Annotated in this window: 16 protein-coding genes; 12 read left to right on the top strand and 4 right to left on the bottom strand. The window is 40.8% G+C overall.

The genetic code is table 11. The features are described from left to right. Positions 1-202 (top strand): hypothetical protein (locus PseudUWO310_RS23305; RefSeq protein ID WP_223805632.1); only part of this gene is annotated, 202 nt, incomplete at its 5' end. A gap of 114 nt (positions 203-316) precedes the next feature. On the opposite strand, the gene panB is transcribed toward PseudUWO310_RS23305, so the two are convergent. Continuing rightward, positions 317-1090, bottom strand: coding sequence for a 3-methyl-2-oxobutanoate hydroxymethyltransferase (gene panB / locus PseudUWO310_RS11575; protein WP_142601353.1), 774 nt, complete (start codon positions 1088-1090; stop codon positions 317-319). Between the two features lie 124 nt (positions 1091-1214). Between panB and PseudUWO310_RS11580 the strand changes: the two genes are divergently transcribed. From PseudUWO310_RS11580 to PseudUWO310_RS11620, 9 genes are all read left to right on the top strand, one after another. Then, positions 1215-1406 (top strand): DUF2862 domain-containing protein, encoded by a 192-nt coding sequence (locus PseudUWO310_RS11580; RefSeq protein ID WP_009627756.1) that lies wholly within the window; start codon positions 1215-1217, stop codon positions 1404-1406. 52 nt (positions 1407-1458) lie between these two features. Further along, the gene (locus PseudUWO310_RS11585) at positions 1459-1776 is read left to right on the top strand and encodes an HU family DNA-binding protein (protein ID WP_142601355.1); all 318 of its coding nucleotides are present in this window, start codon (positions 1459-1461) and stop codon (positions 1774-1776) included. Next, positions 1748-2809: an ArsA family ATPase gene (locus tag PseudUWO310_RS11590; protein WP_142601357.1), complete on the top strand. Its 1062-nt coding sequence runs from the start codon at positions 1748-1750 to the stop codon at positions 2807-2809. The genes PseudUWO310_RS11585 and PseudUWO310_RS11590 overlap by 29 nt, the downstream gene beginning before the upstream one ends. Before the next feature lie 193 nt (positions 2810-3002). Continuing rightward, the gene (locus PseudUWO310_RS11595) at positions 3003-4493 is read left to right on the top strand and encodes an Ig-like domain-containing protein (RefSeq protein ID WP_142601359.1); all 1491 of its coding nucleotides are present in this window, start codon (positions 3003-3005) and stop codon (positions 4491-4493) included. Then, positions 4481-5698 (top strand): beta-ketoacyl synthase N-terminal-like domain-containing protein, encoded by a 1218-nt coding sequence (locus tag PseudUWO310_RS11600; RefSeq protein WP_223805633.1) that lies wholly within the window; start codon positions 4481-4483, stop codon positions 5696-5698. The genes PseudUWO310_RS11595 and PseudUWO310_RS11600 overlap by 13 nt, the downstream gene beginning before the upstream one ends. Positions 5699-5975: 277 nt before the next feature. Then, complete coding sequence (locus tag PseudUWO310_RS11605) at positions 5976-6290, top strand: hypothetical protein (protein ID WP_142601361.1); 315 nt, start codon at positions 5976-5978, stop codon at positions 6288-6290. Positions 6291-6504: 214 nt separating this feature from the next. Beyond that, complete coding sequence (locus PseudUWO310_RS11610; RefSeq protein ID WP_142601364.1) at positions 6505-6750, top strand: hypothetical protein; 246 nt, start codon at positions 6505-6507, stop codon at positions 6748-6750. A 375-nt stretch (positions 6751-7125) separates the two neighbouring features. After that, positions 7126-7971: a hypothetical protein gene (locus PseudUWO310_RS11615; RefSeq protein WP_142601367.1), complete on the top strand. Its 846-nt coding sequence runs from the start codon at positions 7126-7128 to the stop codon at positions 7969-7971. A 130-nt stretch (positions 7972-8101) separates the two neighbouring features. Continuing rightward, on the top strand, positions 8102-8371 hold the full coding sequence (locus PseudUWO310_RS11620) for a hypothetical protein (RefSeq protein ID WP_142601369.1): 270 nt from the start codon (positions 8102-8104) through the stop codon (positions 8369-8371). 14 nt (positions 8372-8385) lie between these two features. On the opposite strand, the gene PseudUWO310_RS11625 is transcribed toward PseudUWO310_RS11620, so the two are convergent. Then, positions 8386-9039 carry a Panacea domain-containing protein gene (locus tag PseudUWO310_RS11625; RefSeq protein WP_142601372.1) on the bottom strand — a complete coding sequence of 218 codons (654 nt, stop codon included), beginning with the start codon at positions 9037-9039 and terminating at the stop codon, positions 8386-8388. A gap of 263 nt (positions 9040-9302) precedes the next feature. On the opposite strand from PseudUWO310_RS11625, the gene PseudUWO310_RS22910 reads away from it, so the two are divergent. Further along, positions 9303-9449, top strand: a complete 147-nt coding sequence (locus PseudUWO310_RS22910; RefSeq protein WP_190315993.1) for a hypothetical protein — start codon at positions 9303-9305, stop codon at positions 9447-9449. 4 nt (positions 9450-9453) lie between these two features. Here the strand turns inward: PseudUWO310_RS22910 and PseudUWO310_RS11630 are convergent, their stop codons facing one another. Both PseudUWO310_RS11630 and PseudUWO310_RS11635 read right to left on the bottom strand, forming a co-directional pair. Next, the gene (locus tag PseudUWO310_RS11630) at positions 9454-10386 is read right to left on the bottom strand and encodes an IS1595 family transposase (RefSeq protein ID WP_142601374.1); all 933 of its coding nucleotides are present in this window, start codon (positions 10384-10386) and stop codon (positions 9454-9456) included. A gap of 95 nt (positions 10387-10481) precedes the next feature. Next, the gene (locus PseudUWO310_RS11635; RefSeq protein WP_142601377.1) at positions 10482-11336 is read right to left on the bottom strand and encodes a pentapeptide repeat-containing protein; all 855 of its coding nucleotides are present in this window, start codon (positions 11334-11336) and stop codon (positions 10482-10484) included. A gap of 402 nt (positions 11337-11738) precedes the next feature. Between PseudUWO310_RS11635 and PseudUWO310_RS11640 the strand changes: the two genes are divergently transcribed. Further along, positions 11739-12287, top strand: coding sequence for a biotin transporter BioY (locus tag PseudUWO310_RS11640; RefSeq protein WP_040688646.1), 549 nt, complete (start codon positions 11739-11741; stop codon positions 12285-12287). Positions 12288-12382: the final 95 nt, after the last annotated feature.

The following is a 12382-nucleotide window of genomic DNA, read 5'->3' on the forward strand; positions in this document are numbered from 1 at the left end:
TCTTGTCCCACCAGTTCATCATTTTTCTTCCCTACTTTTACTTGCTTTTTACTACTTTAACCCCATCCGTACCATCTACCTGAAACCCCCTTCTCGTTTACCTTTCAAAGATGACGTGAAAAGTAAGAAAAGCCTATCTATCCAAATAAGTTCCCCAACGGGGCAAGGTGGCGCTTTGCGCCACCTTGCTCCCTTTGTATAGCTACAGTCACTTGACTTAGGACAAATCAAACCCCAAGAATTGATTGGCGGCGCGAAGCGCCGCCAATCAATTCTTGGGGTTTATGTCCTATTAGACTTGGCGACAGCTATAAACCTAGCGATCGCTACCATTACGAACATCTTGACAATATTGCTGGATCGCTTTGGTAATCGTGCTTTGCAGATCCGCATACTTACGGGCAAAGGGAGGTTGCCAATCGGACAAGCCCAAAACATCGTGGGTGACAAGAATTTGACCATCACAGGCAGTTCCCGCCCCAATACCAATCGTCGGCACAGAAATGATGTCTGTAATTTGGGCGGCTAATTCTGAAGGAATATTTTCTAATATCAGGGCAAAAATACCTGCCTCGACCAAAGCCTTTGCCTGAAACAGAATTTCTTCAGCAGCAGCAGGAGTGCCACCTTGAACCCGGTACCCCATGCGATGGACAGATTGGGGCGTAAGTCCTAAATGTCCCATCACAGGCATTCCCGCCTGTACCAATTTGCGAATGGTCTCCACCATCTCGGGATAACCACCCTCTAACTTGATGCCCTTGGCATCCGTCTCTTTAAAAATTCGTCCCGCCGATCGCATGGCTTCTTCGATGCTGACTTGATAGCTGAGAAATGGCAAATCGACAACGAGCAAAGCATTGCTAATGCCCCGTCCCACTGCTTGGGCATGGTGGATCATGTGATCGAGGGTAATGGGCAATGTGTTTTTGTAGCCTAGCGCGACCATTGCCATGGAATCCCCTACCAAAATCATATCTACGCCTGCTTTGTCCAGTAGTTGAGCGATCGCGTAGTCACTTGCCGTCAGCGCTGCGATGGGCTTCTGCTGCTGTTTCCATTTTTGCAATTGGGCGATCGTTATGGGCATCGGGGCATTCCTCGTAAGTTAAAGCTTCGTGGCTTATCAAAAAATTAATAGGGCTAACATCTAATGTAAACTTTTTAAAGCAATTGAATAAGGTTAATTGAGTTCGGTACGAGAATCAAAAATTATGCAAGTTGGTCAAAAAGTTCGCGTTCGTGGTTTCAAGGATGGTAGTGGCAAAGCGATCGCCAGCAAAGTCGGCGAGATCGGAGTCATCAAAGAAGAAAAAATTATGGATGGCAGCAAATGGGGCTACATTGTCAAATTCTCTGACAGTAGTAAGTCTTGGTTTTTTGCGGATGAGCTAGAATCAGCCTAAAAGGATTAAGATGTCGCGCAAAGCGCGACATCTTAATCCTCAAATAAGCCCTATGGCAGATATTAACCGTCAAGATATCATTCGGGGCATGATGGCAGAGGTTGATGGGCTAACCTATAGTATGGCTTCCGCAAGTCTTGAGGCAGTTATAACCTGTCTCTCCCAAGCCTTAGCCAATCATCAGTCAATTATGTTGAGTGATTTTGGTAGATTTTCCGTGCGCTATCGTCGCGCTCGCTCTGCCATCCATCCACGCACCCATCAACCGATGACAATTCCCGAAGTCATTGTTCCCCACTTCACACCCAGTCCCCATCTTAAAAAGCTAGTGCATAAGCCCAATGAGCCTCATTCTGACATTTCTCGGTAAAGGTGGTGTTGGCAAAACGACAGCGGCGATCGCCATTGCTCGTGCTTTTGCTAACCAAAACAAACAGGTTCTATATGTTGGACAACAGGCTGGTGATGATCTCAGCATGAGACTTAACACCGAGCTAAGTATTGAGCCCCAACTGATTGCGCCAAATTTTACAGCCGTACATTTACAGTCAACGGTTTTACTAGAAAAGTATTGGGACAAGATGAAAGGGCTGGAAACGCAATACCTGCGTACTCCCTTTTTTAAAGAGGTATATGGTCAAGAGCTGGGGATTTTGCCAGGAATGGATTCAGCACTGGGGTTAAGCTTTTTACGCGAGCGCGATGCTGAAGGTAAGTATGACGTAATTATCTACGATGGTCTTGGCGATCTAGAGACATTACGGATGCTAGGAATGCCAGAAATTCTAGGCTGGTATCTGAGGCGCTTTAAACAGGTGTTAACAGGATCGGCGATCGGACAAGCCATATCGCCTTTTGTCGAGCCAATTTTAAGAAGTATTCTCCAAGTCTCTAGCAGTGATGATATTTCGCAACAGGCTGGGGAAATGTCATCGGTATTAACACGCGGTCAAAAAGCGGTGAACGATCCTAGCCGCGTAGCCGCCTATCTAGTTACGACTGGCGATCCCTATGCGATCGCCACTGCCAAATATCTATGGGGTAGTGCCCAACAGGTGGGATTAACCGTTGGTGGTGTCCTTTCTAGGGCTCCCATTAGTGACGAAATTTTTGAACCCCTTGGAGTATTGTCCATTCCCGATCAGGTTACTGAGTTAAGCATTCCCGATCACCTTGCCAATCTCGCCCCCAAGCCCATTGAAATAAATCCCGTAACAAAGCAAGTCAAGCTATTTTTGCCTACATTCAATAAAAAACAAGTCAAATTAATCCAGTTAGGGCCCGAAGTCACCATCGAAGCTGGCGATCAACGCCGTAATATTTTCTTGCCCAATGAATTAGCAGGCAAGCAAGCCACAGGCGCAAAATTTCAAGATTCTTATTTAATTATTTCATTCGGTTAAAAACTGAATTGTTAATATGGTAAGTAGTTCAGCATAATTAAAACCTAGAAGGAAGTACCGCCCGCTTAGCGGGCGGTACTTCCTTCTAGGTTTTAGGTTTTAATTAGCTACTTAATTAGTTAAGTAATTACAGAGTTTTAATCTAAAGATGACTACTAAAACTATATGGAATTGGGGATAGAAATAAGCTTATATGCAACTTAGCCCTCGTTTTAAATTATTATCACAGCCCCTCGATCGCTATGCCGTTGGCTTAGTTGTGTTACTTAGCATCGCGATCGCCATATTATTATGGGTAGGCGATCGCACGGCCCCTCAGGTGAAGGAATTTAGTTGGCAGGGGCAGTGCATTGATTCCACCAATATATCCTTTGCACTGACCTTCAATCGTCCAATGGATCGCGATAGTGTCGAAAAAAATCTTAAATTTGAGCCACCCCTCGCAGGCAAAATCAGTTGGTCTTCACGGCGGATGTCCTATACTCCCATAGCCCCAGCTACCTATGGCAAATCCTATCAAGTCAAACTAGAAAATGCCTACGATCGCTTTGCAAGTGAATCGGGACAGAAAAAGGCGATCGAACCCTTTACAGGGAGTTTCACAACTCCAAATCCATATTTTGCCTACATCGGTTCGCAGGGAGAAGACAAAGGTAGACTTATAATTTACAATACCTTACAGAAGGAGAAACGGGTTTTAACGCCCGCCAATCTATCGGTATTAGATTTTCGCGTTTATCCCGATCGCCAAAAAATTCTATTTGGAGCGATCGATGGGGTGGGACAAAACTTACTCGATCAAAAACTTTATGTGGTAACGACAGGAATCGATCGCGAAGATCACCTAACTTCTAATCAACCCACAATCAAACCTATTCTTGGTAGTGATGATTATCAAAACTTCAAATTCGATCTCTCGCCCGATGGCAAGAACATTTTGGTACAGCGTCTCAGCCGTCAACAGGTCGGGCGCTACGGACTCTGGCTCATCCAAGAGGACAAGCCCGCCCGATCCCTTGACAATCAACCAGGGGGCGATTTTATGTTCACGCCCGATAGCGCGTCGGTGGCGATCGCTCAAGGTGAAGGAGTTGCGATTTTGCCCCTTGAGCCGCAAGCCCCGCCGTTGGACTTTCTTCCAAGGTTCGGCACAGTCCTAAGTTTTGGGAGAAGTGGTACGCAGGCGGCTACGGTCAAATTTAATAAAGACTACACGCGATCGCTATATTTAGTGAATAACCAAGGACTACAAAAGGAACTCACCAAAATTAGTGGGTCAATCCTTGGCGCTCAATTCGATCCGCAAGAAAAAACGATCTATTGTTTGCTTACCGATGTCGAGCAGGATGCCACTAAAAACATCTTCCGTGAAAAGCCCTACCTTGCCGCGATCGATCTGGAATCCGCTCAATTAAAAAGGCTTTTAGAACTTCCATCCCAAAGGGAAATTCAATTCAGCATTGCCCCCGATGGACAATCAATTATCTTAAATTCCGCAATTCCCAGCAGCGAGACAACTAATTCTCAAAATAATGCCGATGATTCGGCTCAAGCTACCAGAAATCCCCGTACTCCTAAGGCTCCAACGCAGCTAATCATATTACCTCTTAACTCTTCCAGCACGGCTTCAGCACAACCCGAAGTTCTTTCCATGTTCGGTACATTTCCGCGATGGCTTCCTTAATATCGATGCAATCTGGGAATAGACAATCTGGGGATAGACGCTCTGGGGATATAGCCATAAATCCGCCCACAGTGGTCGTTACAGGTATTGGCATGATTACGGCGATCGGTCATAACCGTGAAAGTACTTGGGAACATTTACTGCAAGGTATTTCAGGAATCCAATCCGATCGCCAATTCCAAAGCCCAGTTGCCAAAATCGCGCAGTTGGAAATCGATCGCTATGCATCCCGATCTCAAAATCTCCTCAAAAAAGCCGTCTTAGAGGCGATCGCTGATGCCGATTTGTCTATACCCTTACCCAATTGCGGTTTGGTAATTGGTTCTAGTCGTAGTAATCAGCGGGAATTAGAATTACTGCTAAATGCGCCCCAACAACTCCAAAGTGAAAATCACTGGTGGGCTTGCCAGCCTGCCCATCTCTCCGCCCAAATAGCCCAGTTATTGCAGACCCATGCCCCAGTTTTAGCACCTATGGCAGCCTGTGCTACGGCAAACTGGGCGATCGCTCAGGCTTGTGAATTAATTCGTTCGGGTCAATGCGATCTGGCGATCGCAGGTGCAACGGATGCCGCAATTACCCCCTTAACGATCGCAGGATTTCAAAAAATCAATGTATTAACTAATTCAGGCGTACATCCCTTCAGTCAAGAACGTGATGGCTTTGCCCTAGGTGAAGGGGCGGCGGTAATGGTGATGGAGTCCCTAGCATCCGCAAAGCGGCGCGGCGCAAATATTTATGGTCGAGTGTTGGGCTGGGGCATTACCAATGATGCCTATCATGCCACCAGTCCCCATCCCGACAATCAGATGGCGATATGGGCGATCAAGGATTGCCTAAGGCGATCGCGTATCAGTGCCACCAACGTGGGTTACATTAATATGCATGGTACTGCTACCCCTATTAATGATGCCCGTGAGGCAGAATTAGTCCAAAAGATTTTTCCTGATTGCAAAGTTAGTGCGACGAAAGGGGCGACGGGTCATGCTCTGGGCGCAACAGGGGCGATCGAAGCCGCATTTTGTTTGTTAGCCTTGCGCGATCGCCTTTTACCACCCTGCGTGGGTATGAAAACGCCAGCCTTTAACCTCAATTTTGCCCGACAGGTCGAGCAAGCGCCCAATCTGTCTTATGCTCTCAACTTCAGTTTTGGGTTTGGCGGACAAAATGCGATCGTAGCCTTTGGTCAGCCATCCCATGACTAATCATGCCAAGTTAAGAAATGGCTACGCCATTTCTTAACTTGAAAACCCTTACTAGGTTACGTGAGTTCGGGATAATTTGAAACTGGCTTTGAGAAAGGGTTTGCTACGCAACCCCTTTCTCAAAGCCCAAAAGTAAAGGCGTTAATATACTTGACACACCAAGCCTAATTTTTTAGGCTTTTTTCGTTTTAGCCTGATAAAAGAAAGTGAATTTAATGTGATTAAAAAATCGTTTTAAGCTATGCTTCTGAGACAAAGCCTGAAAAACAAATAAAACATGAAGAATATCCCGTACATTCTTTTTACGATTCTTTTAACACTTGCTTCTTGCTCAACAAATGGAAGGTCATTTGCAGATAACCATCTGGGATTGATTAAAGCTAATAAATTAAGAGAAGCTAATTTACAGTATTGCTTTCCTACTGTTAAGTTGTGGCTACATAATCTAGGTGATTACAAAATCATATCTTCTGAAGAAAAGTCAGTATCTGAGCCTAAAACGCCCTTGTATTACACTGATGTTGTTGCAGAAATAGAAAATTCAAGCCAAGTCTTCATTTATAAAGGAAAAACCGTAGCAATATTAGGGTAAGGTCGTATCTCTATCCAAGTGTGGAAGTCTAATGACTTCTATCAATTGTATGCCCAAGAACAAAAAACAAATAAAAAATCACCACCTGACAGAAGTGAAGTAAATAAAGATGATTGGTGTGTGTATCTAAAGGAGGATCAGATACAACGATAACAGAGAGGTATACACCACTATCGTATATACTAAGCTTTATGTTTTTTTGCTTGGATAAACTATGGCACGACCAAAGAAAGAAAAAACTTTTGCTAGCGCTTGCCCTCACACCGATCGCGTAGCTTACTCAAAAGGTATGTGTAAATCTTGCTACAACAAGTCAAAATTGACGACTGAGGCGATCGCTAAGACTAATGCTAGTGATGCTGCCAAACAGGCTAAACAACTGTACGAAGACAAAAACAGAGAAGAGCGCAATAGTCAGCGTAAGGAGTACGCTAGGCGATCGCGCTCTTCTGAAGGTTAGCTTGCTTTGTATTCTTTTTTTAAGCGCTTAAAGAAAAACTTAAAAAATACAATGAAGTTAAAAACTTATATGACTATATCAAATGTATATATGGCTGTGATAAAAACTATTTTTACTTTAACCACTAAATGTAGTGATTTATTGCCTTGTCAAAAAACACGCTAAAAGTTTTTTCGTTGCAAACTAAAAGATATGTGCTAAGCTAAAAAACAATAAAGGAAGGTGCGCTAACACCTCCCTTTAGAAAAAAGAAAATCACTGTACAACTTAACTGTTTTAATTTGCTGGCTTAATTTCAGCTCAGTTTCTTGTTGCGTACATTATTTATATTGCCTTCTTATGGTATACGAATCCCCCCCCGATTGTCAAGATTCCGTGCTCTCCAATCAGCTAAATTCATTTAGCGTTACTGAAATTCGAGTTTTACCCCAGAACAGAATAGTAGAGATTTACCTTTCTTTACCTAAGCAATTTGCTCCAGAGTCAATTCCCAAAAGTTTAAAAGACGGGATTTTTACACTAGATGTTAACAATCTCCAAATTTTAAGATCTGTCAATGAAGGGAAATGGTTTACAAGTAAAGAGCTAGAAGAAGCGTGTCGTTTGAGTAGATCCGCCACTTTAAAAAGAGCTGAAGTACTTACTGAAATTGGCTTTTTGCAAAAAGAAGTGGCTCCCGGAACTGAAAATCGACATAAACCACCCTATCAATATACTGCGGGAAATCTACTAAAGGCGATAAACGCAGAAAACCTACTAAAGGCAATAAACGCGGGAGAAACTGAGAATGCCATTCCGCCCAATTTTTCGGAGTTTCCTTACTCTCCCGAAGAAACTAATAACTCAGAAGTGAATGTAGCTGCTGGTTTAAAGGCTGAAGAAACAACGCTTTTACCGCTTAAACAAGATATTGATACAGCATTACAAAATGAAGCATCACAACAAATTATTGAAGATGACGAAACTCAAAAATTAATAGAAATTGGTAAAAGCTCTATGTTGCACAAGACTATAACTCTTGATCAAATCTGGTCAACCCTGCAAGAAGTCTCAAAAGTCTTTATGGACAAAATCACCGAGCAAAACAATAGAATTAGTGAACTTGAGGAGATGCTAAAAATTAGCACAACCACTGATACCGATCCTCAAGAATTCTTGAATGATATTCGCTCTAAGCTCAAAAGAATAAGTGTTGATGAGAATAACGAGACTGAGGTATAAACCCTAATCTCGTTATTCCCTTGTCATGAGCAGCGCTTGGATACCAGTCGTGTTTCCTACACTCGGTGCTGAGGGAATCCCCCCTGACGTTCAACTGTTAATTTTACCCTAGCTATATAAATTTAACTGAATGATTAAAGTTCGTGTTTCAAAGGAGGATTTTGAAGAAGCTACTTCAAAAAGCATAATATATGGATTTTACAACGGAATAAGTGGCAATCATGTTCGATGCGAACTAGCTAAGGAAATTGAATATAATTGTAATAAAAACGATGACAAAAACACTTCATATAAGATGTTTTCAAACTGTACATTAAAATTTGCAGTAAACATACATGACTTACATAACAATCAATGGAAAGCCAAATTAGATGGGGAGATGGTAAAAATTTATTTCTAAGATGTCAAGCGGTATTAAGCACTCATTAGTTGAATAAGCTCATCATGTTCTCTTAGATAATCAAAGAGAACATCAAGACCAACTTCTATATCTTCACCACTTTTCAATCGAACTGTTGCAGTAGGGGATAGAGGGTTCTTCATATTTAATTCCTTAAACTGTTTTTCATAAAAAGCTTTCATGTCTTTGGGGAGAATTGGTTCTTTTGATGAATCTTGATGATTTACATTTGCCCTTTTTCGAGCTTCTTGCCAAGGAGATTCGTTATGGGTTTGCTTTTCCAATTGTCTTCCACTTAGATGTTTGTACTTATCCCAGACCTCTCTAATAATTAGAGCTTCTTCATCTCCAAAGTTAGGGTAAGCAATAGCAAGAGTGCTGATTTTTTTATAACCAAATTTTTTATACTCTTGATACACTTGAGAAACAACAGGCCCATGAGTCCAAGCTTCAATTACGTCGTCAAAAATTGGTTCGCCTTTAAAGACCAAACTCCACGATTGAACATAATAAACTAATTTCCCTAGCTTAAGAGGGTCAAGAGATTGACCTTCATGATTTGCAATATGCAATATATATTGCGCCACGTTTAACGCTGTATATTGGCTAGCCATATTTTCTCCATTTATTAAAGTCTTTTCGCTTTTTTGCCTTGCAAGTTTTAGCAAAACAAATATATTGACATTACATAGCGAAAGTGATAAAGAAATTTTCTTCGTAAAACTATATATCTATAATTATGCACAATATTGATAAAGAAATTTCAAATATGAGGCATTTCTTTATGCAAAAGACCAGCACCTTGTAGGTGTGCTTAATTTAAACAAAGTTATTTTTTTCTAAAGTATGCTAAGCGATTGCAATTTTTGTTATTTAATTTAGATTCTTAAGGCTATATACTTTGGGACGTACTCACACTTGCAATTAAAAAATGGACAATCAAGATAAAAACTTGGATAAGCCGTTGTCTGAATTTGATAAATTTGCTGAATTTACCAAGAAACTATTAGCAGTACCAAAATCAGAAATTCAAGCAAAAACAATAAAGGTAGTTAAACACAAACCAAATAAGGCATAAAGCCTTAAGCCTCTTTCCCAATCAAACTTTTATAAGTGAGTCTTTTGCCACTTAAAGAGCTAGCAGCAAAAACAAATCTTTCGCCATCGTTAGCTTTGCGATAGTTGAAGCGAAAGCATTGCTCATCCAAATAGCGGAATAAGTGAAAAGGTTCTACGCTGATGTAAGTACCCTTTAAAGCGCGTTTGAGTAAGCTCCAGAAGTTCTCAATTCCATTAGTAGAGATGTGACCATCTACATAAGCTTTAGCGTGATCAATAACCATGTGGATATATTCTTCTTGAGTTAGTAATTCATAGCCAGAATGAGCGTCTGTATAGACGGTAGAGCCTGTTTCTACAACTTCTTTAACTTCTTCTGTTAATACTTCTCTTTTGGTACTAGAGATGACTTTAGCCTTTACTTTGCGAGTAGTTCTATCTAGTACACCTAAAACGATAGTTTTACCAGAAACACCACGACCGCTGATCTTAGCGCGTTTAGCTCTGTGTATGAATCTAGATTTACCGCCAACATAGGTTTCATCAATTTCTACAGCACCAGACATCTTCTCAAAACTGCCTGTTTGCATTGCTAATCTAATTCTTTGTAATAGAAACCAAGCTGATTTTTGAGTAATACCGATCGCTCTATGGATTTCATAGGAGCTAACACCATTCTTACAATTAGCAATCATCCAGATAGCGATTAACCACTTGTCAAGACCTAATGGACTATCTTCCATTACAGTACCAGTCTTAATAGAGAATTGCTTGTGACATTCTTTATTCTTGCACTTCCAGATTTTACGAGTGCTAGTATATCCAATTTCTTTAGAGCCGCAATGAGGGCAAGTTACACCATTAGACCAACGAAGATTTACAGCCGTCTCAAATGCTTTTTCAGGATTTGCAAAGTAGATAATTGCTTTTTGCAAGGTTTGTGGTAAGTCGCTCATTTAATTCTTTTAACCCCTCGTTTATATAATTGATTATATACGATAGTGGTATTAAATGCAATACACTAAATGAGGGTTATTAGAATATTTAGCTTTTAATTGCCTACCGTCTTTTTCACTAAAATAGCAACTAATAAACCAGTCATAAGATATCCAATAAAAGCTTCTATCAAAGATAATAGTTTTCCTAGAACTGATACAGGCTGAATACTAAAAGTAACAGTTACAAATGTTAAAGCTGAAAAATATAGCGATTCCCAAAAGCTTTCTGTAGTCAATGATTTAGGAGTGATCCAGTATCCAATAGCAAATACAAAAACAATCGTTAAACACCAAAACAGGAATAAATTTAAAGAACGTCCGTAATCACATGAAATCCTTAGCAAAAAAGCTAAATTTGGTCGCGTTTTTTCTAAATTAATTATTCTTTGTTGCCCCAAAGCTAGATCTTGCAGCAAAACGGCTAAATTAAAATTAATAGAATTTAAATCGACACCTAAAAATCTTGTTTTACTATTGTATTCAACGCTATCTATTAAAACTTTTTCCATTAAACATCTATCAAATCTAGTTCCCTTAATATTTGATTCTGATAGCCAACTGCCAATCAATCTAGAATCTGTAAAATCTGTATTTTCTAAATTTGCACCATAAAAATCAATATTATTCAAGTCTAATTTAGTCAGGCTTTCGTTAGAAAGCCTAATACCTCGTAAATCAGTTTGTCCGTAATATTTGCCAACTAATCCATCTAAAACAGATCTATCAAACTTATTCCCTTTCCATGTATTTAATATTTGTTTACCTTCAGCCGTATCCCATCTCTCCTTGAGCTGGGTTTTACTAAGATTTACCATCGTAAGTAAATCAATTTTGTATTGAGGATCGTCTGTTAGATCTACATTAGGCTTGATAAATAAATTTTGAGTTGTATTCCCTGTTGACACCATGACACAATAGCTAAGAAATTTTAAAGATTAAGTATATAAAATATTAATAGCATCCTAACAACATTTTTCGCGGAATACGTCTAAAATATGATAAACACATGAGATTTTATGCTTGGTGTGCCAAGTATATTAACGCCAAAGTAAAAGCCTTGCTACGCAAGGCTTTTACTTTGGGGCTTTTAAAATTTGCCAGCTTAACCCGAACGGACGTTAATTATAAAGCTGTAGCGCACGCGCAGCGTGCGCTACAGCTTTTGGGTTTTATATTTAATTGCGCCTAGCTACTTAGGAGTCCAAATTCATGTACGATTCTATTCTGTTCTATTCTGCAAAATATGCAGAGCAATCACCTATTGCATCTATTTTCTGACTGAGATACTCGTGCCAAAAACGTTGCAGCTAATGTGGGCCTTATCTGGACTGTTGCTAACAATTGCTAGCACCTTTATTCGCCCATCCATGCTTTTGCCATCCCTCACCAATCAAGGAAATAATGTAGCGATCGAATCGATCAGCGTCACCATGCAGATCGGCGCAGTTCTCTTGACAGGTTGTCTGGGCGGACGCTCGGCAGCGCTCCTATCGCAAACCACTTACATTATCTTGGGATTGAGCGGTTTTGGCGTATTTTACCAAGGCGGCGGCTTGAGCTATCTCAAATCTCCAGCTTTTGGATATCTGTTAGGATTTGTCGCGGGTGGATGGCTCTGTGGGTTTCTCGCTTTTTTGAGACCACCGAGCTTAGCTCGTATGGCTATAAGTTGCTTTGGCGGGCTATTAGCAATTCATCTGGTGGGAATCTTCTATTTAGTTGCCATCCAAATACCTAATTTTAGTGCTATTCAAACTTCATTCTGGCAATATTCCGTCCAAGTTTTATCAGGACAGTTTTTAGTTGTATGTGCCACTATCGTGATCGCTACTATTTCACGGAAGTTATTATTCTACTAATTTTACTTATAGCTACAGTCCCTTGAATGAGGACAAATCAAAACCCAAGAATTAATTGGCGGCGCGAAGCGCCGCCAATTAATTCTTGGGTTTTA

This window comes from Pseudanabaena sp. UWO310 (genome assembly GCF_006861605.1).
In the GTDB taxonomy this organism is placed as follows: Bacteria; Cyanobacteriota; Cyanobacteriia; order Pseudanabaenales; family Pseudanabaenaceae; genus Pseudanabaena.

Coding starts and splice junctions, on each gene's coding strand:
- PseudUWO310_RS11610 (WP_142601364.1), top strand. CDS start 6,505: ATGGCACGACCAAAGAAAGAAAAAACTTTTGCTAGCGCTTGCCCTCAC.
- PseudUWO310_RS11580 (WP_009627756.1), top strand. CDS start 1,215: ATGCAAGTTGGTCAAAAAGTTCGCGTTCGTGGTTTCAAGGATGGTAGT.
- PseudUWO310_RS11640 (WP_040688646.1), top strand. CDS start 11,739: ATGTGGGCCTTATCTGGACTGTTGCTAACAATTGCTAGCACCTTTATT.
- PseudUWO310_RS11585 (WP_142601355.1), top strand. CDS start 1,459: ATGGCAGATATTAACCGTCAAGATATCATTCGGGGCATGATGGCAGAG.
- PseudUWO310_RS11595 (WP_142601359.1), top strand. CDS start 3,003: ATGCAACTTAGCCCTCGTTTTAAATTATTATCACAGCCCCTCGATCGC.
- PseudUWO310_RS11630 (WP_142601374.1), bottom strand. CDS start 10,386: ATGAGCGACTTACCACAAACCTTGCAAAAAGCAATTATCTACTTTGCA.
- panB (WP_142601353.1), bottom strand. CDS start 1,090: ATGCCCATAACGATCGCCCAATTGCAAAAATGGAAACAGCAGCAGAAG.
- PseudUWO310_RS11590 (WP_142601357.1), top strand. CDS start 1,748: ATGAGCCTCATTCTGACATTTCTCGGTAAAGGTGGTGTTGGCAAAACG.
- PseudUWO310_RS22910 (WP_190315993.1), top strand. CDS start 9,303: ATGGACAATCAAGATAAAAACTTGGATAAGCCGTTGTCTGAATTTGAT.
- PseudUWO310_RS11600 (WP_223805633.1), top strand. CDS start 4,481: ATGGCTTCCTTAATATCGATGCAATCTGGGAATAGACAATCTGGGGAT.
- PseudUWO310_RS11605 (WP_142601361.1), top strand. CDS start 5,976: ATGAAGAATATCCCGTACATTCTTTTTACGATTCTTTTAACACTTGCT.
- PseudUWO310_RS11635 (WP_142601377.1), bottom strand. CDS start 11,336: ATGGTGTCAACAGGGAATACAACTCAAAATTTATTTATCAAGCCTAAT.
- PseudUWO310_RS11620 (WP_142601369.1), top strand. CDS start 8,102: ATGATTAAAGTTCGTGTTTCAAAGGAGGATTTTGAAGAAGCTACTTCA.